Below are 18,948 nucleotides of genomic sequence, written 5' to 3' on the forward strand. Positions count from 1 at the left end.
CACGCCACGGGGTACGTCGGGTGGAGGTCCGGTGAGCGGGTCGCGGCGGTTTCCCGGAGGTACGTCGAGGCCCTGCCCCGGGGTGGGTCGCGCGGGCGGGTGTGGCTGAAAATCTTCGACGCTGACACCTTGTCAGCTTCGATCCGCCGGTGGCAGGGGCCGAGGGTCTTGGTTTCCGTGCCCGGCGGGGGCCGGGGGGCCGCCGTCCGCCGGGGCCCGTGGCCCTTCCCGCCACCTCGCGCGCCGCGCCGTGCTCCGTGCCTACGATCGGAGGAGCCTCCCGCTCGCCGGACGAGCGCGTGGGTGCAGGCGAGACGGAAGCCAGGTGGCCGATGGCCCCGAGGTCCGCGCAGTGGCCGCCGTACGTGCGGCTGGCGCCGTGGTTGCTGATCGTCGGCGGGCTGGTGTGGGACGCGCTGGACCCGGCCGACTACTGGGGCGACCCGATGCTGGCGGCGGCGGCCGTGCTGGCCGGGGCGCTGCTGCCGCTGCGGGACGTCGTCGCGGTGGCGCTGGCGAACGTGGCCGGGATCCTGGTGCTCTCCGCGCGGGACGGCTCGATCGGGACCGGGAGCGGCTACCTGGAGCTGGTCAACACCGCCTTCGCCGCGCTGCTGGGCATCGGGGTGAACCGGCTGCTGGCCCGGCACGGGCGCCGGCTGGAGCGGGTGCGGTCGGTGGCGGAGGCCGCGCAGCGGGCGGTGCTGCCGGAGCCGCCGGGGCGGGTGGCGGGGCTGGAGGTCGCGGCCTGCTACCGGGCGGCGCAGGACGAGGCGCTGATCGGCGGGGACGCGTACGCGTTGCAGGCCACTCCGTACGGGGTCCGGGTGCTGATCGCGGACGTGCGGGGCAAGGGGCTGCACGCGGTGGGGGCGGTGTCGGTGCTGCTGGGGGCCTTCCGGGAGCTCGCGCACCGGGAGCCGGACCTCGCCGGGCTCGCGGAGGCCCTGGAGCGCACGCTGGCCCGGGAGAGCGCCGGGCTGGGCGAGGAACTGCGGCTGGAGGGGTTCATCACGGCGCTGCTGGTGGAGTTCCCGCCGGGGGAGGCGGTCGCCCGGACGGTGGACTGCGGCCACCCCGGGCCGTACCTGCTGGACGGCGGCGGGGCGGGGGTGAGCCGGTGGGACGCGGCCGACCCGGGGCTGCCGCTCGGCATGGGCGCGCTGGGGGCGGGCCGGCCCGAGGTGGAGACCAGGCCGTTCCCGCCGGGGAGCACGCTGCTGCTGGTGACCGACGGGGTCACCGAGGCGCGGGACGCGGCGGGGGAGTTCTACGACCCGGTGCGCGGACTGGCGCCGCTCGGGCCCTTCGCGGGGGCGGGGCAGGCGGTCGCGGCACTGGTGGCGGACGTGGCCCGGTGGACGGGCGGCCCGCGGGACGACGACATGGCGGTGCTGGCGGTCACCCGGCTCCGGCGGGCGGACCCTGTGGCTCCGGTGGCTCCGTTGGCTCCGGTGGACCCGGCCGGCTGAGTGCGGCGGGCCGAGGGCGGCGACCGAGAGTGGCGGGGCACGGCTCCGAACGGTTACGCCGATATCACGGTGAGGTTACGGAAGCTGCCTACTCCATGGATTCCGGCCAAGTTGGCGGGTGTTGGCCGGTGGCCGGAAAGCGGGTGTCCGGATACCGGACGAGGAAATGGACGCCCTGGTCGGGAGCCGTCCGGGAAACCCCGGGGAGCGGTGAAGGCCTTGGCGGGCAGGCCGGGCCGGGTGCACGCGGGAGCGGCGCCGGGGGATAAGGGCTCGTAAGGGAGGTGCCGGGGCCGGTCACCGTGGTGGCGGGATCCGGCCGAGCCGGGGAACGTCCGGAAAGGGACCTGTTGCTTGCCCTGTGTCGAATGCGTGACCGAGAGTCGCATCGATGAACGAGAAGCCTCACCCCCGCCAGGCCCGTCTGTTCGGCCACCGCGACTTCCGGCTCCTGCTGTCCGGGGCAGCGGCGGCCCAGACGGGCAGTCAGGTCACCCTGGTCGCCCTGCCCTTGGTGGCGGTGGTGGCGCTCGACGCCACCCCCTTCGAGGTCGGCCTGCTCACCGCCGCCGAGACCGCGGCCTTCCTGCTGGTCGGCCTGCCGGCCGGCGCCTGGCTGGACCGGATGCGCAAGCTCCCGGTGCTGATCCGCGCCGACGTGGTGCGCTGTCTCGCGGTCGGCTCGATCCCCCCGGCGGCGGCCTTCGGGGTGCTCACCATGCCCCAGCTCTACCTGGTCGCGCTGGTCACTGGGGTGGCCACGGTCTTCTTCGACGTGGCCCACCAGTCCTTCCTGCCCGCTGTCCTGCCGCGCGAGCAACTGGTCGCCGGAAACGGCGCCCTGGAGACCGTCCGCTCCTCGGCGCAGATCGCCGGGCCGGGCCTGGGCGGCGGGCTGGTCCAACTGCTCGGCGCACCGCTCGCCATCGTGGCCGACGCCTGCGGCTACCTCGCCTCGGCGCTGCTGCTGGCCCGGATCCGGGTCGAGGAGGAGCTGCCGGAGCCGGAGCCCGGGCGCTCGCTTCGGGCCGAGGTGGCCGAGGGCGTGCGCTTCGTGCTCGGGCACCCGCTGCTGCGGGCGATCGCCACCGCCACCGCCGTGTCCAACCTGTTCGCCGCCGTGCTGATGGCCGTTCAGACCGTCTTCTGGGTACGGGTGCTCGACCTGTCGCCCGGGGCCATCGGCGCCCTGCTGTCGGCCTCCGCCGTCGGCGGGCTGGCGGGCGCGCTGTGCGCGGGGCAGCTGTCCCGCTGGGTCGGGCAGGCCCGGCTGATCTGGCTGGCCACCGTGGTCACCGCGCCGTTCGCGCTGCTGTGGCCGCTGTCCGGCGGCGGCCCCGGCGCCGTGCTGTTCGGCATCGGCTCCGGCGTGGTGCTGTTCGGCGCGGTCGCCTACAACGTCGCCCAGGTGAGCTTCCGGCAGAGCGTCTGCCCGCCCGAACTGCTCGGGCGGATGAACGCCACCATGCGCTTCCTGGTCTGGGGCACCCTGCCGATCGGCGCCCTCGGCGGCGGGGCCGTCGCCGACTGGGCCGGGCCGCGCGCCGCGCTGTGGCTGTGCGCACTGGGCTTCCTGCTGGTGCCGGTGCCGCTGCTGCTCTCGCCGCTGCGGCGGATGCGCGACCTGCCCACGGCGCCGGCCGGACCCGGCGGCGAGGGCGGCCAGGACGGCGAGGGCAGCGAGGGCAGCCAGGGCAGCCAGGACGACGCCCAGCAACCCGCGGCGAGCCCCAGCGCTACCCCCTGATCGCCCGACGACCCGACCCGACCTGACCGACCCGACCGAGCCGACACCGGAGACCGGAGACCGTTCCGTGCACGCCAGCATCACCGCCGCCTACCTCGCCCGGTACCGCGCCGCTGCCGCCGACTCCCCGATGGAACTGCTCCCGCTGACCGGCGCCCAGCGGCGGTTCCTGATCACCCGCCGACTCGCCCCGCAGACCCGCTCCGACGTCGCCCCGCTGTTCTTCGCCTACCCGGCCGGCGCCCTCGACCTGGACCGGCTGGGCCGCGCCGCCACCGCCGTCGCGGCCGCCCACCCGGCGCTGTGCGGCGCCTTCGTGACCGTCCGCGGCACCCCGGTGCTGCGCACCGGCGGCCCCTCCGTCGAGGTCGCCCGGATCGAGGTGGACTCCGGCGCCGGCACCCACCGGGCGCTGCGCGCGGCGCTGCTGGACTGGCCGCTCGACGGGCCCGCGCTGCGCCTGCTGGTGGCCCGGGAGCCGGACGGCGGTGAGGACCTGCTCGCCCTCGCGCTGGACCACGCGGCCTGCGACGAGCAGTCGCTCGGGGTGCTGGTCGGCGAACTCACCGAGGCCTACCGGCGGGACGAGCCGTCCGCGCCCGGCCCCGGCCCGCAGGCCGTCGCCGACTTCCGGGAGGCCGTCGAACTCCAGCTGGCCGCAGAGGAGTCCGCCGCCGGGCCCGCCGCCCAGGCCCACTGGGGGCGCCGGCTCGGCGGCCTGACCGGGGCGGGCGGCGGCGCCGCGCGGACCACCGGCATGCTGGTCGAGCGGCTGCCCGCCGTCCCGGCGAGCGCCCGGGGCGCGATCTTCCCCGCCCTGCTGGACGCCGTCGGCGCCGCCGCCAGGCGCCTGCACCGCGCGGACGGCCCGCTGGCGCTCGGCTATCCGTGGGGCGGCCGCCCGCCCGGCGCGCCCGCCGCGCTCGGCTGCTTCCTCAACACCCTGGTGCACGCCGTGCCCACCCGGCCCGCCACCGACCTGGAAGCGCTCTGCGACGACTGGTGGGACGACCTCGACCACGCCGGAACCCCCTTCGACGAGGTGGTCCGGGCCGCCCGGGTCGCCGGATCGCCCTGGTCCGGCGGGCTGGACGCGATGCTCACCTTCGAGGACCTCCAGCGCCGCCCGCCGCTGGTGCTCGGCGGCGTCCCCGGCCGCGAGGTCCACCTCGCCGGGCGCCCGCTGGCCGCGCCGACGGCCGTCTCCGCCTCCCACGGCGAGGAGCTGACGGTGCGCCTGGCCTGGGACGACGAGCGCTTCCCGGCCGCCGACGCCGAGGCCGCCTTCGCCGAGCTGCTGGCCGTGCTGCGCCGTCACCTCTAGACGCTACGGCCCCTCAGACCCCATCCTCCCCAAGGGCCACATCCACCTCACAGGACCACCAACTCCAGGGACCACAACCACTCCAAGGACCACCTCCACCTTCCAGGACCGCCTCCACCTCCCAGGACCCCCGGGCCGCGCCCCCACCCCGGTGCGGTCCGGCCCCCACCGGCCGCGCCGGGACCACCCCACGCCCGCGCCCGGCCACCGCAGTGCCGACACGCCCACCACACAAGGGAATCACCCATGTTCGCACTCTCTCCCTCGCAGGAGATCGTCTGGCTGCACGAGCAGATGCAGCCGGGCAGCCGCGCCTACAACTTCACCGGCGTCCTCGACCTGTGGGGAACCCTCGACCGGGACGCCCTGCACGCCGGCCTCACCGCCGTACTGGACCAGCACCCCGGCCTGCGCCTGGAGTTGGTGCCCCGGGCGGAGGGCCTCCCCGGCCAGCGGGTCGCCGAGGACTGCCGGCCGGAGCTGCGGCACAGCGACTTCACCGCCGAGGCCGACCCGGAGGCCGAGTTCCGGACCCTGCTCGCCGCGGAGGCCGAGGAGCCGCTGGACACCGAGCGGGCGCCGCTGCTGCGCTGGCACCTCGTCCGGCTCGCCGACGACCACCACCGGCTGATCCACGTCGAGCACCACCTCGTCCACGACGGCCACTCCTTCGCGATCTTCCTGCGCGACCTGTTCACCGTCTACCGCGCCCACGTCCTCGGCGAGTCCTACGAGTTGGCCACCGCCCCCTCGTACGAGCAGCACGCCCGCACCGAGGCCGACCCGCAGGCCCGCGAGCGCGCCCTCGCCTTCTGGACCAAGGAGCTGGCCGACGCCCCGCGCGAGGTCACCCTGCCCGGGCTGGCCCACCCCGGGGTCGAGCGCCGCCACCGCGGCGGGCAGCTGCGCCAGTCGATCGGCGCCGACCTCGCCGAGCGGCTGCGCGAGCGCAGCCGGACCGACGGCCACACCCCGTTCAGCACCCTGCTCGCCCTGTTCGCCGAACTGCTGCGCCGGCACAGCGGCCACCGCGAGGTCACCGTCGGCACCGCCGTCGGCAACCGCCCCGAGGGCTTCGAGGGCACCGTCGGCATGTTCGTCAACACCGTGCCGCTGCGCCTGCGGCTCGACCCGGCCGCCTCCGGCACCGAGGCCGTCGACGAGGTCACCGACGTCCTGATGCGCGCCCTGCCCTACCAGGACCTGCCGGTGCAGGAGCTCACCCGCCGGCTCGGCCTGCACACCGGCGGCGCCGACAACCCGCTGTTCAACGTGATGTTCAGCGCCCACGACGCCGCGCTGCCCGACGTCCAGGCCCCCGGGCTCGACGTCTCGCTGTACGAGGGCTTCAACACCGGCACCACCCGCTTCGACCTCGACCTGGTGCTGCTGCCCGACGACCGCCGGGTGGTCGGCGAGAAGCACGGCGCCGCCGGGATGACCCTGATCTGGGACTACGACGCCGACCTGTTCGGCGAGGCCAGGGCCGTGCTGCTGTCCGAGCGCCTGCTGGAGCTGCTGCGCCGCTACCTGGACGACCCGGAGACGGTGCTCGCCGCGCTGGCCCCCGAGCCCGCGGCCGAGCCCGCCACCCCGGTCGTCCCGGTCGGACTCGACCCGGCCGCCGCCCACGACCCCACCGCGCTCGCCCTGCTGGCCGGCACCGAGCGGATCACCTACGGCGAACTGGACCGCCGCGTCGGCGAGTTGGCCGACCGGATGCGCGCCGCCGGAGTCACCGCCGGCCAGCCGGTGGCCGCCGTGCTGCCGCGCGGCACCGACAGCGTGGTCGCCCTGCTGGCCTGCCTGCGCCTGGGCGCCGTCCACGCGCCGCTGTCCACCGAGGACCCGGCCGCCCGGCTCGGCCTGCTGCTGGAGCGGCTCGCCCCCGCGCTCGTCCTCGCCACCCGGCAGAGCGCGCTCGCGCTGCCCGCCGAGGGCGTCACCCCGGCGCTGCTGGACGGCCCCGCCTTCCCGAAGGCCGAGCCCGCCGCCGTCCTGGAGGGCGGCGCGTACGTCATCCACACCTCCGGCTCCACCGGCGTGCCCAAGCCCGTCCTGGTCGGCCGCGACGCCCTCGCCGGGTACGTCGCCGCGATCGCCGCCCGCTACGAACTCACCGCCGCCGACCGGGTGCTGCTGTTCGCCCGGCCCTCCTTCGACGTGTCGCTGGAGGAGGTGCTGCCCGCCCTCGCGGTCGGCGCCGCCCTGGTCGTGCCGCAGCGCGAGGTGCCCACCGGGCCCGAGCTGGTCGCCGTGCTCGCCGCCCGCGGCGTCACCGTCGCCAACCTGCCCACCAGCTACCTGCTCGCGGTCCGCGAGGACCTGCGCGAGGCGCTGCGCGACGGCCGCTGGACGCCGCGCCTGCTCGTCCTCGGCGGCGAGCGGCTGCCCGCCCGCGCCCTGGCCGGGCTGACCGAGGCCACCACGGTGCTCAACGCCTACGGCGTCACCGAGGCCACCGTCACCTCCACCGTCCACCGGGTCACCGCCGAGGACGTCGCCGAGGACGGCGAGATCCCGCTCGGCGCCGAACTCGACGGCGTGCGCCTGCACGTCCTGGACGAGACGCTGCGCCCGCTCCCGTACGGCTGCGTCGGCGAACTCGCCGTCAGCGGCGGCCTGCTGGCCGAAGGCTACGTCGGCCTGCCGGAGCCCACCGCGGCCCGCTTCATCACCGTACCCGGCCTCGACGGCGCCCGGGTCTACCGCACCGGCGACCGCGGCTACCGCGACACCGAGGGGCGCCTGCGCTTCCTCGGCCGCGCCGACAACCAGGTCAAGCTGCGCGGCCACCGGATCGAACTGGAGGAGATCGAGGCCGCCGCCTCCGCCGAACTCGGCGGCCGCTCCTGCGCGGTGCTGCTGCACCACGACCCGCAGACCGGCCCCCGGCTGGTCGGCTTCCTGGAGGGCGCCGACCGCCCCGACCAGGCCGCCCTGCACGACGCGCTGGCCCGCCGGCTGCCCGGCGGACTCGTCCCCGCCACCTGGACGGCCGTCGCCGCCATGCCCACCCTGCCCGGCGGCAAGCCCGACCGCGCCGCCCTCGCCCGGCTGGCCGACCAAGCCCCCGCCGAGCGGGAACAGGAGCGCACGCCCAGCGCCTTCACCGACCCCGGCCAGGAGCTGATCGCCACCGCCTGGCGCGAGGTGCTCGGCCACGACCGCTTCGGCCCGGACTCGCACTTCTTCGAGGTCGGCGGCCACTCGCTGCTCGCCGCCCAGCTCGCCGCCTTCCTGGAGCCCCACCTGGGCAGCCGCCCGCCGCTGCGCACCCTGTTCCGGCACGCCGTCCTGGCCGACCAGGCGCGCGTCCTCACCGGAGACGTCAAGTGACCGCCCCCTCCGCCGTCCTGGAGGACGGCCACCGCGAGCTCGTGGACGCCTTCGAGAGCTTCATCCGCCGCGAACTCGTCCCGCTCGCCGCCGAGTTGCCGGAGACCGCCGACCAGGTCCCGGGCGACCTGCGGGCCTACGTCCGCAAGCGCTCCGCCGCGCTCGGCTTCTACGCCGGCGACTACCCCGAGGAACTCGGCGGCGCCGACATGCCGTTCACCGCCGTGGTGCTGCTGCACCACGCCGCCGGACGCAGCGGCTGCGTGCTCGCCCCCTACGCGCTGGCCGGCTCCGACGGGCCCAGCCCGCTGCTGCGGCACGGCACCCCCGAGCAGATCGAGCGGCACCTGATCCCGCTGGTGCGCGGCGAGCAGACCCGCTGCCTGGCGCTCACCGAGCCGCAGGCCGGCTCGGACGCCTTCCACCTCACCACCACCGCCGTGCGCACCGGCGACGGCTGGGTGCTGAACGGGCGCAAGACCTTCGTCAGCAACGCCGAACACGCCGGGATCGCCCTGGTGGTGGCCGCCACCGACCTCGGCGACGGCAAGGGCCCGACCGCCGGCGCGACCGCCTTCGTGCTGCCGATGGACCAGCCCGGCCTGCGGATCGGCCAGCGCTACGAGGGGATGTCCGGCGAGCCGCTGTTCGAGCTGCTGCTGGACGGGGTCACCGTCGGCCCGGAGGCCGTGATCGGCGGCGAGGAGGGCATCGCCGCGGCCACCGCCCTCGCCATGGACAGCCTCTCCCGCGGCCGCCTGGTGGTCGCCGCGATGTGCAACGGCATCGCCGAGTACGCGCTGCGGATCGGCGTCGAGTACGCCCGCGAGCGGCGCGCCTTCGGCAAGGTGATCGGCGAGTACCAGCACATCCAGGAGCACCTGGTGACCACCCGCGCCGAGGTGGAGTGCGCCAAGCTGCTCACCCTCGCCTGCGCCCGGCTGGTCGACGAGGGCACCGAGGCGCCCGAGAACGCGGCGCTCGCCAAGCTCACCGCCTCCGAGACCGCCGTCCGCGCGGTGGACCGCTCGCTCCAGGTCCACGGCGCCACCGGCTGGGTGCGTGGCCACCCCCTGGAATTCCTGTACCGCTACGTCCGGATGACGACGATCATCGAAGGGACCTCCGAGGTCCAGAAGGTGATCATCGCCCGCTCCATGGGCCTGAACTGACGTCACGCACGCATCTGGAGACGATGATGGAATCCCTGAGCATCGGCTACGGCCGCCCGCACCAGGACGGCGCGGTCCTCGACCTGTTCACCACCTGGGCGCACCGCACCCCGCAGGCGCCCGCCCTGATCGACGGCGGGCGCACCCTCGGCTACGCCGAACTCGACCGCCTCGCCGACACCGTGGCGGAGTCCCTGCGCGGCAAGGTCGGCGCCGGCGACCTGGTCGGCGTCTGCCTCGGCCACTCGGCGGAGCTGGCCGCCGTCACCCTGGCGATAGCCAAGCTCGGCGCCGTCCACCTGCCGCTCGGCCCGCGCCCCGGCGAGAAGCGCCTCCAGGCCGTCGCCGAGCAGCTGCGCCCGGCCTGTCTGATCGGCGAGGCCGCCGTGCTGCCGCCCGGCGGCGAGCGCCTCGAACTCGACCTGCCCAGCCCCGGCCCGACCACCCCTGGGCTGCCCACCCCCGGCCTGCTGGCCGCCCTGACGCCCGGTGAGCAGGTGAGCGTGCCGGTCGGCACCCACTACGCCGTGCTCACCTCCGGCTCCACCGGCACCCCCAAGGCCGTCGCCGTCACCGAACCGGCGCTCGGCGCGCTGCTGCACTGGTACCGCGAGCTCACCGGCCTCGGCCCCGGCGAGCGGCACAGCCTGCTGGTCGGCGTCGCCTTCGACCCGCACGTGATGGAGCTGTGGGCCACCCTCACCTCCGGCGCCGCGCTCGTCGTCGCCCCCGAGAGCGTCCGCTGGGACTCCGGCGCGCTCACCGACTGGTGGCGCGAGGCGGGCATCACGGTCTCCCTGCTGCCCACCCCGCTGGCCGAGCCGATCCTCAACCGGCCCTGGCCCGCCGGGCTGGCGCTGCGCCACCTGGTGGTCGGCGGCGACCGGCTGCGCCGCGCCCCCGGGCCGGAGGTCACCGCGACCGTCCACAACGCCTACGGCCCCGCCGAGGCCACCGTCGCCACCACCGTGCACACCATGGCGCCCGGCGGCGACCACGGCGCCGGCGCGCCGCCGATCGGCCTGCCGATCCCCGGCGCCGTCCTGCTGGTCACCGACGAGCAGGGCGACCCGGTGCCCAGAGGGACGGCCGGCGAGCTGCGGATCGGCGGCCGGGGCCTGGCCGCCGGCTACCTCGACCCCGAGCTGACCGCCCGCCGCTTCGTCCAGGCGCCCCCCGGCGTGGACGGCACCGACCGGGTCTACCGCACCGGCGACCGGGTGGTGATGCGCGCCGACGGCGTGCTGGAGTTCCACGGCCGACTGGACGACCAGGTCAAGGTCAGCGGGGTACGGATCGAACCCGCCGAGGTCGAGGCCGCCTTCGAGCGCGACGACCGGGTGCGCCGCGCCGTGGTCGCCGCCGAGACCGCGGCCACCGGCGGCGTCCGGCTGCTCGCCTTCCTCCAGGCCGAGGCCGACGCCGACACCGCGAGCCTGCTGGAGGCCGTCCGGCCCTGGCTGCCCGAGCAGGCCGTGCCCTCGGCCGTACGGCTGGTCGACACCTTCCCGCTGGACCCCAACGGCAAGGTGGACCGCGCGGCGCTGCTCGCCGCGCTCGCCGCCGAGCCCACCGCCCCGGCGGCCGTCGGCGAGGACGGCGACACCGCGGTCGAGCGCACCCTGGTGAAGCTCTGCCGTGAGCTGCTCGGCCGTGCCGACCTCGGCCCGGGCGACAACTTCCTGGCGTCGGGCGGCAACTCGCTGGCCGCCGCCCGACTGCTGGAGTCCCTGGAGGGGGAGTACGGCGTACGGCTGCGCGCCCCGCTGCTGCTGCGCCAGCCCGATCTGCGGGCGGTCGCACGGCTCGTCGAGGAGCGGATGCCCAGCGCGTCCCTCGCCTGAGGACCCGGAGCTGTCCCGTGCACCGGGCCCCGTCCGGCCCTCTGTGTACGGGACGGCTCCGCCCCCGCCGCGCCCCCGTCGCACCTCCCGATCTGAACAGCGGCGCCCCGGCCCCAGCGCCGGGGCGCCCGGAAGGGACCCAGCCATGACGCCCGTCCTCCCCACCCTCCCCGCGCTGGTCGCCCGGCAGGCCGAGCAGCACCCGAGCGCGCTCGCCCTGACCGACGGCGCCACCTACCTCACCTACCGCGAACTCCACGACGCCGCCGGCCGGTTGGCCGCCGTCCTGGCCGCGCGCGGGATCGGCCCCGGCAGTGCCGTCGGCCTGCTGTGCGCCCGCTCGGCCAGGTTCGCCGTCGCCCAGCTCGCCGTCTGGCGGGCCGGCGGCCTCGTCGTCCCGCTCGACCCGGCTTACCCGCGCCCGCGCATCGCCGAGATGACCGCCGACGCGGAGGTCCGCCTCGTCCTCGGTGACAAGGCGCTGCTCGCCGACGCCGGACTGCCCGCCGAGCGCACCCTGGTGCTCACCGAGCGCGGCACCGAGGAGACCGGCGCGGCGGTGCCCGACGCCGCCGAGCCGGACGCGCCCGCCCTGCTCTACTACACCTCCGGCTCCACCGGCCGCCCCAAGGGCGTGCTCGTCCCGCACCGCGCCGTCACCGACCTGGTCACCGCCCCCGACGGGCTCGCCCTCGGCCCGCGCGACCGGGTGCTCTTCCACTCCACCCCCTCCTTCGACGCCGCCACCTTCGAACTGTGGGCGCCGCTCGCCCACGGCGCCGCCGTCGCAGTCTCCCCGACCGAACGGCCCAGCGCCGAGGAACTCGTCCGCGACGTCGAGCGGTTCGGCGCCACCACCGCCTTCCTCACCACCGCGCTCTTCCACCACCTGGCCGCCAAGGAGTCCCGGATCTTCGGCGTGCTCCGCACCCTGGCCGTCGGCGGCGAGGCGCTCGCCGCCGAGTACGCCGGGGCCGTGCTGCGGGCCTTCCCCTGGCTGGAGCTGTACAACGTCTACGGGCCCACCGAGGCCACCACCTTCACCACCGCCCACCGGATCACCCCCGCCGACTGCGCGGGCGGGCCCGTCCCGATCGGACGCCCCTTCGGCGGCGCCCGTACCCTCGTCCTGGACGAGCGGCTCGCCCCGGTCGCGCCCGGCGAGGTCGGCGAACTGTGGATCGGCGGCGGGCGGCTCGCCCAGGGCTACCTCAACCGGCCCGAGCTGACCGCCGAGCGCTTCCGCGAACTCCCCGGCAGCGGCCGGGCCTACCGCAGCGGCGACCTGGTGCGCCAACGCCCCGACGGCGCACTGGAGTTCCACGGCCGCACCGACGACCAGGTGAAGGTCCGGGGCTTCCGGATCGAGCCCGGCGAGGTCGAGCAGGCCCTGCTGCGGTTCCCCGAGGTCGCCGAGGCGGCCGTGGTGGTCCGCCGCCCCGGACAGGCCGACGCCGCGCTCACCGCCTGCGTCGTCCTCGCCGAGGGCGCCGGGGCGGCCGCCGAGACCCTGCGCACCCGGCTCGCCGAGCGACTGCCCGCCCACCTGGTGCCCACCGCCTGGACCGTCCTCCCCGCCCTGCCGCTCACCGGCAACGGCAAGGTCGACCGCCGCGCGCTCGCCGCCGCCCCGGACCCGGCGGCGGAGCGCCCGAGCGCGGCGGCGGAGCACACCGGCGCGGCGGCCGAACTCACCCCGATCCAGCAGGTCGTCGCCGAGGCCTGGAGCCGCGCCCTGGAACGCCCGATCACCGATCCGGCCGCCGACTTCCTCGCCGAGGGCGGGCACTCGCTGCTCGCCATGTGGGTCGTCGACGACCTGGCCGGGGAGTTCGGCATCGACCTGTCCCTCGCCGACTTCCTCGGCCACCCCACCGTGGCCGGCCAGGCCGAACTACTGGAGCGCGCCCTGCGGGACGCCGACGACACCCAGGGAGCACCCCAGCGATGAGCAACGACCAGAACGACCTGCTGCGGCGCGCCCGCAACCGCCGCACCGCCCTCGCCCCGCAGCGCCCGGCCGCCGCCGACGACGTCGACGCCGGCCCGGCCCCGCTCTCCCACGCCCAGCAGCGGATGTGGCTGATGGAGCAGCTCGGCCAGGGCGGCACCCTCTACAACGTCCCGATCGCCACCCGGCTGCGCGGACCGCTCGACGAAGCCGCCCTCGCCACCGCGCTCACCGGCCTCACCGAGCGGCACGCCGTGCTGCGCACCCGCTACCCGCGCCGCGGCGAACAGCCGTACCAGCACCTCGAACCGGCCGGTCCCGTCCCGCTGGCCGTCCTGGACGCCACCGGCGACGGCACCGAGCAGCTGACCGCCGAGGCCGCCCGCCCCTTCGACCTCACCGAAGGCCCGGTGCTGCGCGCGCTGCTGCTGCGGCACGAGCCCGAGGACCACACCCTGCTGCTGACGATCCACCACATCGCCGTCGACGGCGGCTCGCTGCCCGTCCTGGCCGCCGACCTCGCCGAGCTGTACGCCGCCGCCCGCGACGGCGTCGAGCCCCGGCTCCCGGCGCCCGGCATGCCGTACGCCGAGTACGCCCGCCAGGAGCGCGCCCGCGACGCCGAACTCACCGCCGCCGCCGACGCCCTCGCCGCCCGGCTGGCCGGTGCCCGCCCGCTGCCGCTGCTGCGGCCGGTCGCCCCCGGCGCCCGCGACCGCCGGGCCGGCCTGCACGCCGTGCCGCTCGACCCCGCCACCGTCGAGGGCCTGCGGCAGCTCGGCGCCCGGCACGGCGCCACCCTGTTCGCCGTCGTCCTCACCGCCGCCTTCGCCACCCTGCGCACCGCCGCCGGCCAGGACGACCTCACCCTCGGCTGCGCCAGCGGCCACCGGGCCCGCCCCGAACTGCGCCGCACGGTCGGCCTGGGCGTCAACACCCTCGCGGTGCGCGCCGAACCGGCCGGGGACGCCTCCTTCGCCGAGGCCATCGCCCTGGTGCGCGGCGCCCTGCTGGAGGCCCAGCAGCACCACCAGGTGCCCTTCGACCTGGTGGTCGAGCGGCTCGGCGCGGCGGCACGCGGCGCGGACGGCACCCCGCTGCTGTCGGCCAGCTGCGACCTGGTCCAGCCCGCGACCGCCCTGACGCTGCCCGGCCTGGACGCCGAACACGTCGACGTCGACCTGGAACTCGCCAAGTTCGACCTCACCCTGGTGCTGGAGGAGGGGCCGCGGCCGCGCTGCCTGGTCCAGCACGACCACGCGGCCCTGGACGGCGCCACCGCCGCCCGGCTGGCCGAGGCCTTCGCCGCCGTGCTCCGCGCGGCCGTCGAGGACCCGGACCGCCCGCTCGCCGAACTCCCCGGCGAACCGCTGGTCCGCGCCGACCGGCACCCGGTGCTGGCGGCCCTCGCGGCCCACCCCGGGGTAGCCGACGCCGCCCTGGTGGAGACCGCCGACGGCCCGCCGCTCGCCTACGCGGTGGTGCGCGGCGCGGTCGCCCCCAGCGGCACCGACCTGCGCGCCCTGCTCCGGGCCGCCGTCCCCGCCGCCGAACTCCCGCTGGCCGTCACCCTGTTGGACCGCATCCCGCGCGGCGCGGACGGCGCCGTCGACCGCGGGCGGCTGCCCGGCGCCGCCGGTGCGGCGGCTCCCGGTGGCTCGGGCGCTGCGGAGGCGGATCGGGCCACGGCGGATCGGGCCACGGCGGCTCGGGCGACGGCGGCGACCGGCCCGCTCGACCTGGTCCGCGCCGCCTTCGGCGAACTGCTCGGCAGCGTCCCGCCCGCCGACGGCGACTTCTTCGCCCTCGGGGGCTACTCGCTGGTCGCCGTCCAGCTCGCCGAACGCCTGCGCACCCGCGTCGGCGTGCCGCTCACCGGCCTCGACATCCTGGAGCACCGCACCCCGCGCGCCCTCGCGGCCCTGCTCGCCGCCCGCGAGGAGGAGCGCCGCGCCGCCCTCACCCGCGTCGACGGCTTCCACAGCACCGAGCCGCGCACCGGCACCGTGCTGCTCACCGGCGCCACCGGCGGCGTCGGTGCCGCCGTGCTCCAGGAACTGATGGCCCAGGGGCGGCCGGTACGCGTCCTGGTCCGCCCCGAGTCGGCCCACCTGCCGGCCCTGCACGGCGCCGAGATCGCCGAGGGCGACCTCGCCGACCTCGACAGCCTCGAGCGCGCGGTCAAGGGCGTGGACGCCGTCATCCACGCCGCCTGCACCTTCACCGAGCACGAGGTCGACCGGGCCGCCATGCGGGCCCTGCTGGACGGCTGGTCCGGCGGCCCGTTCGTCTTCGTCAGCAGCATCGACGCCTACGGGCGCCCGCCCGGCACCGAGGTCGCCGAGGGAGGCCCCAGCGGTGCACCCGTCACCGCCTACGGGCAGGCCAAGCTCGACTGCGAGCGGATGCTGTTCGAGACCGCCGAGGCCACCGGCCACGGCCCGGCCACCGTGGTGCGCGCCCCCATCGTCTGGGGCCCGCACCACCGCCTGCGCGACCAGCTCCGCTGGGGCTCCACCGGCGACCTCTACCAGGCCGCCCTGGCCGGCCGGCCGATCGCCCTGCCGGCCGCGGCCGACGGCGAGCCGGAGCAGTGGAACGGCGCCGCCTGGGTGCACTCCGCCGCCCTGGCCCGCGCCCTCGCCGCCTGTGCCCTGCCCGACAGCCCCGCCGCCGGCCGGATCGTCAACGCGATCACCGGGCACGTCTCCTGGGCGGAGTTCGGGACCGAGCTGATCCGGCTGCTCGGCTCGGACAGCACCCTGGACCTGCGCCCCGACGCCGACCCCGAGCTGTGGCGCCCGTGGCACTACCGGGCGGACACCCTCGCGGCCGCGCTCCAGCCGGAGCCGGGGGAGGACTGGCGCAGCGTGCTGGCGGCCATGGTCGGCTGACGGTGCCCGCCGGGCGGCGGTCGGCCAGCTCCGATCCGGGGGCCGGCCGCCGTTCGACGGGTGGTACGTCCTGAGCTTCGCCTTCGTTCCGGACCGGCGGTGCCACTGCACGGAGGAGTTCTCGGACGCCCCGGGCTGGGCCGACACCCTTGCCGGGGCCGGCTTCGCCGTGCTGGGGCGCCCTCGCCGGGCGGTGGCTCAGCGCCGGTGCAGCCGGGCCGTGGCCGTGGTGCGGATCCGCCGGGTGCGTCCGTGTTCGGCCAGGAGGTCCAGCACAGGGCCGCTGGGGGCCGTCCCGGCGGTGTGTTCGTCCGGGCCCTGCTCCGGGTTCGCGGTCAGCCCGTCGTCGTGCACGGGGATCTCCTCTCGTCGCGCCCCTCAGCCGATGTCGACCACCCGGGCCCAGCTCGGCGGTGCGCCCGGCCGGTACTCGCCGTTGTTCTCGCTGTACCGGGCCCCGCGCCGGAACCGGCCCACCACCGTACGGCAGGAGGGCGCGACCGACGGCCAGGGCGTCTGCCCGTCCGTCAGCACCACGACGACGTCCGGCTGCGGCCTGGTCCGCAGCGCCGCCGCGAAGCCCGTCCGCAGGTCCGTCCCGCCGCCGCCGACCAGCGGAACGCCCGCCGCGCGGCAGAGCGCGCCGACGGACTGCGGGGCCGCGTCGCAGGACAGCACGGTGACCAGGTCGTGCCGGCCGCCGACCGCCCGGCCGATCGCCGCGACCTCCAGCAGCGCACTGCCCAGCTCCTGGTCCGAGACCGACCCCGAGGTGTCGATCACCACCGAGACCCGGGGCGGGCGCCGCCGCAGGCTCGGCAGCACCACGCCCGGCAGCGAGACCGCGCGGCGGGCCGGACGGCCGTAGCTGTAGTCCCCGCCCGCGCCCGGCCCGGAGACCGCCGAGCGCAGTGCCGCGCCCAGGAGTTGGCGCCACGGCTGCGGCGGGTGGAACGCCTCCTCGGCCCAGCGCCGCCAGCCCGCCGGGGCGTTCCCCGGGCGGCCCCGGATGCCCTCGGCGACCCGGAAGCGGACCGCGTCCTGTTCCTGGGCGGTCAGCCCGTGGGCGCCGTCCGGGCCCAGCTCCCAGGGGCGGTCCACGCCGTCGGCGCCGCTGCCGCAGTCCAGCCAGGCGAGGTTCAGCCGGCGCAGGTCGAAGCGGAAGCTGCGGACGTAGTCCTCCATCAGCTCGCCCCCGGGCAGGTCGAGGAGCTTCGGGGTCAGTGCGCCCGCGGGCGTGACCAGGCCGTCGCCGAAGGCGTCGTCGTTGATCTCGCAGTCGGCGGCGATGTTCATCCGCAGCCGGTCCGCCGGTTCGGTCAGCCCGAGGACGCGGGCCAGGCGGTCGCTGCGCCCGTGGTGGTCGCGCAGCAGGTGCGAGACCTCGTGGACCCAGATCGAGGCGAGGTCCTCCACGGGGGTGCGGTCGACGAAGGCGGGGGAGGCGTAGCAGCGCCAGTGGCGGTCCACGGCCATGGTCGGGACCTGGCGGTCCTCCACCAGGTGGAGGGCGAACAGCGCGGTCGCCAGGTAGGGGCGGGCCCGGGCGGCCTGGAGCCGGGCGGCGTACAGCTTGTCGCGGTCCAGCGGGCGCGCGCTCGCCTGACGCGCGTCCACCGGCTCCGGCACCGGTTTCCGCGCCCGTGCGGACAGTGCTGGGGACCGCGGTACGGGTAGCGGTACGACCAGGGGGCGGGCGGTCAGCGGTTTGCCGCGCCTGCGGACGTCCAGCGGTGTGGCGGCGGGCCGGGTCCGGGTGTTCCAGCCGGTGTCCGGCGGGGTGTCGCCGGTGGGGGTGGTGCCCGGCGGCGTGCTGCCCTCGGGCACGGTGCCCTTCGGCGTGCGGCTCGTGCTCATCGGCCGGCCGTCACGTCGGTGCGGGCGGCGGTCCGGACGGCGGCGCGGTCGGCCCGCCGGGACAGCGCCACCGTCGAGGCGAGGTGCTCGATCGCCGCCGGGACCTCCCAGTCCTCCCGGCGCAGCGAGGCCAGCGTGGTGGCCGGGACGACCAGCACGTCCGGCGCGCCGCTCGACATCGCCCGCACCAGCAGCGCCCAGGCGGCGTCCCAGCGCGCCCGCTCCGGCCGGTTGCGCACCGCGGCCACCACTCCGTCCAGCACCACCTGGCGCAGGTCCCCGCGTTCGGGCAGCACGGCGGCGGCCGGGTCGGCGAGCAGCAGCTCGGGGTCCGGCAGGTCCATCCGGTCCATGCTCGCCATCAGTTCCAGCCCCGGCCCGTCCCCGACCGTGCCCCGGACCAGCAGCGACAGCACCTCCCGGGAGGAGCCGGCCGCGGTGGCGAAGGCGATCAGCCGCAGCGTCATGTCCCAGCTGCGCGGGGACGGCCAGGCACCGCCGCGCCTGGTCTCGTTGGTGGGCAGCCGGTGCACCAACTCCGGCCTCACCGTGAGCAGTTCGCAGACCACCCGGCGGGCGAAACCGACCGCGGCCGACAGCTCCGCCGGATCGAGCTGCGGCAGGGTGGCGACCGGCCACACCCCGCCGAGGCCGCGCACCACCACCTCGTGGTCGTGCACCCACTGGAGGTGGACGAAGCGGTTCGCCAGCGGTGCGCTCAGCTCCCACCCGTCGGCCGCCGAGGAGCGCGGGTTCGCCGCCGCCACGATCCGTACGCCCGGAGGCAGTTGGAGCGATCCGATGCGCCGCTCCAGGACCAGCCGGAGCAGCGCCGCCTGCACGGCGGGCGGCGCGGTGGACAGCTCGTCCAGGAACAGCAGCCCGTGCCCGGCCCGGACCAGGCGCACCGCCCAGTCCGGCGGGGCCAGCGGGATGCCCTGCTGCGCGGGGTCGTCGCCGACGACCGGCAGGCCGGAGAAGTCCGAGGGCTCGTGGACGCTGGCGATGACGGTGGTCAGTGGCAGGTCCAGGGCCTCGGCGAGCTGGTTGAGGGCGGCGGTCTTGCCGATGCCGGGCTCGCCCCAGAGCAGCACGGGCAGGTCCGCGGCCACCGCCAGGGTGAGCGCCTCCAGTTGGTCGTCCGGGCGGGGTTCGGTGCGGGTGTCGGCGAGCAGGTCGAGGAGCCGGCGGGCGACGTCGAGGCGGGCGGGGGTGGCGGGGGTGGACATGGTCACGGGCATGGGTGATCACCTTTGGAGGTCGGAGGACGTCAGTGGGTTCCGAGCGTGGCGGTGCGCGGGTTTCTCGCGGATCGGCGGATCAGCGGGCGGCGGTACGCGGTTTCGAG

Annotated in this window: 11 protein-coding genes; 8 read left to right on the top strand and 3 right to left on the bottom strand. The window is 76.7% G+C overall.

The genetic code is table 11. The features are described from left to right. Positions 1-332: 332 nt before the first annotated feature. From ACZ4W5_RS15415 to ACZ4W5_RS15450, 8 genes are all read left to right on the top strand, one after another. The gene (locus tag ACZ4W5_RS15415) at positions 333-1,472 is read left to right on the top strand and encodes a PP2C family protein-serine/threonine phosphatase (RefSeq protein WP_465654889.1); all 1,140 of its coding nucleotides are present in this window, start codon (positions 333-335) and stop codon (positions 1,470-1,472) included. A gap of 391 nt (positions 1,473-1,863) precedes the next feature. Next, positions 1,864-3,219 (top strand): MFS transporter, encoded by a 1,356-nt coding sequence (locus tag ACZ4W5_RS15420; RefSeq protein ID WP_465654891.1) that lies wholly within the window; start codon positions 1,864-1,866, stop codon positions 3,217-3,219. A gap of 67 nt (positions 3,220-3,286) precedes the next feature. Then, complete coding sequence (locus ACZ4W5_RS15425) at positions 3,287-4,543, top strand: non-ribosomal peptide synthetase (RefSeq protein WP_465654893.1); 1,257 nt, start codon at positions 3,287-3,289, stop codon at positions 4,541-4,543. Positions 4,544-4,789: 246 nt separating this feature from the next. Next, a complete protein-coding gene (locus ACZ4W5_RS15430) occupies positions 4,790-7,882 on the top strand; it encodes a non-ribosomal peptide synthetase (protein ID WP_465654895.1) in 3,093 nt (1,030 codons plus the stop codon). Next, positions 7,879-9,054: an acyl-CoA dehydrogenase family protein gene (locus tag ACZ4W5_RS15435; protein WP_465654897.1), complete on the top strand. Its 1,176-nt coding sequence runs from the start codon at positions 7,879-7,881 to the stop codon at positions 9,052-9,054. Before ACZ4W5_RS15430 ends, ACZ4W5_RS15435 begins: the two co-directional genes overlap by 4 nt. A 26-nt stretch (positions 9,055-9,080) precedes the next feature. After that, positions 9,081-10,898, top strand: coding sequence for a non-ribosomal peptide synthetase (locus tag ACZ4W5_RS15440; RefSeq protein WP_465654899.1), 1,818 nt, complete (start codon positions 9,081-9,083; stop codon positions 10,896-10,898). 145 nt (positions 10,899-11,043) lie between these two features. Beyond that, on the top strand, positions 11,044-12,849 hold the full coding sequence (locus ACZ4W5_RS15445) for a non-ribosomal peptide synthetase (RefSeq protein WP_465654901.1): 1,806 nt from the start codon (positions 11,044-11,046) through the stop codon (positions 12,847-12,849). Further along, the gene (locus ACZ4W5_RS15450; protein WP_465654903.1) at positions 12,846-15,743 is read left to right on the top strand and encodes a condensation domain-containing protein; all 2,898 of its coding nucleotides are present in this window, start codon (positions 12,846-12,848) and stop codon (positions 15,741-15,743) included. The genes ACZ4W5_RS15445 and ACZ4W5_RS15450 overlap by 4 nt, the downstream gene beginning before the upstream one ends. A 198-nt stretch (positions 15,744-15,941) precedes the next feature. Here ACZ4W5_RS15450 and ACZ4W5_RS15455 read toward each other — a convergent pair whose 3' ends face one another. The 3 genes from ACZ4W5_RS15455 to ACZ4W5_RS15465 are packed head-to-tail and all read right to left on the bottom strand — an operon-like array spanning position 15,942 to position 18,841. Further along, entirely contained in the window at positions 15,942-16,097 is a 156-nt protein-coding gene (locus ACZ4W5_RS15455; RefSeq protein WP_465654905.1) for a hypothetical protein, read from the bottom strand. 24 nt (positions 16,098-16,121) lie between these two features. Then, positions 16,122-17,600 (bottom strand): vWA domain-containing protein, encoded by a 1,479-nt coding sequence (locus ACZ4W5_RS15460; RefSeq protein ID WP_465654906.1) that lies wholly within the window; start codon positions 17,598-17,600, stop codon positions 16,122-16,124. Further along, positions 17,597-18,841: an AAA family ATPase gene (locus tag ACZ4W5_RS15465; protein WP_465654908.1), complete on the bottom strand. Its 1,245-nt coding sequence runs from the start codon at positions 18,839-18,841 to the stop codon at positions 17,597-17,599. The genes ACZ4W5_RS15460 and ACZ4W5_RS15465 overlap by 4 nt, the downstream gene beginning before the upstream one ends. Between the last annotated feature and the right edge of the window lie 107 nt (positions 18,842-18,948).

It is taken from the genome of Kitasatospora sp. NPDC029367 (assembly GCF_055569135.1).

Bases quoted from the DNA above. Each gene is read 5' to 3' on its own strand.
- ACZ4W5_RS15415 (WP_465654889.1), top strand. From the start codon at position 333: ATGGCCCCGAGGTCCGCGCAGTGGCCGCCGTACGTGCGGCTGGCGCCG.
- ACZ4W5_RS15420 (WP_465654891.1), top strand. From the start codon at position 1,864: ATGAACGAGAAGCCTCACCCCCGCCAGGCCCGTCTGTTCGGCCACCGC.
- ACZ4W5_RS15430 (WP_465654895.1), top strand. From the start codon at position 4,790: ATGTTCGCACTCTCTCCCTCGCAGGAGATCGTCTGGCTGCACGAGCAG.
- ACZ4W5_RS15440 (WP_465654899.1), top strand. From the start codon at position 9,081: ATGGAATCCCTGAGCATCGGCTACGGCCGCCCGCACCAGGACGGCGCG.
- ACZ4W5_RS15445 (WP_465654901.1), top strand. From the start codon at position 11,044: ATGACGCCCGTCCTCCCCACCCTCCCCGCGCTGGTCGCCCGGCAGGCC.
- ACZ4W5_RS15450 (WP_465654903.1), top strand. From the start codon at position 12,846: ATGAGCAACGACCAGAACGACCTGCTGCGGCGCGCCCGCAACCGCCGC.
- ACZ4W5_RS15460 (WP_465654906.1), bottom strand. From the start codon at position 17,600: ATGAGCACGAGCCGCACGCCGAAGGGCACCGTGCCCGAGGGCAGCACG.
- ACZ4W5_RS15465 (WP_465654908.1), bottom strand. From the start codon at position 18,841: ATGCCCGTGACCATGTCCACCCCCGCCACCCCCGCCCGCCTCGACGTC.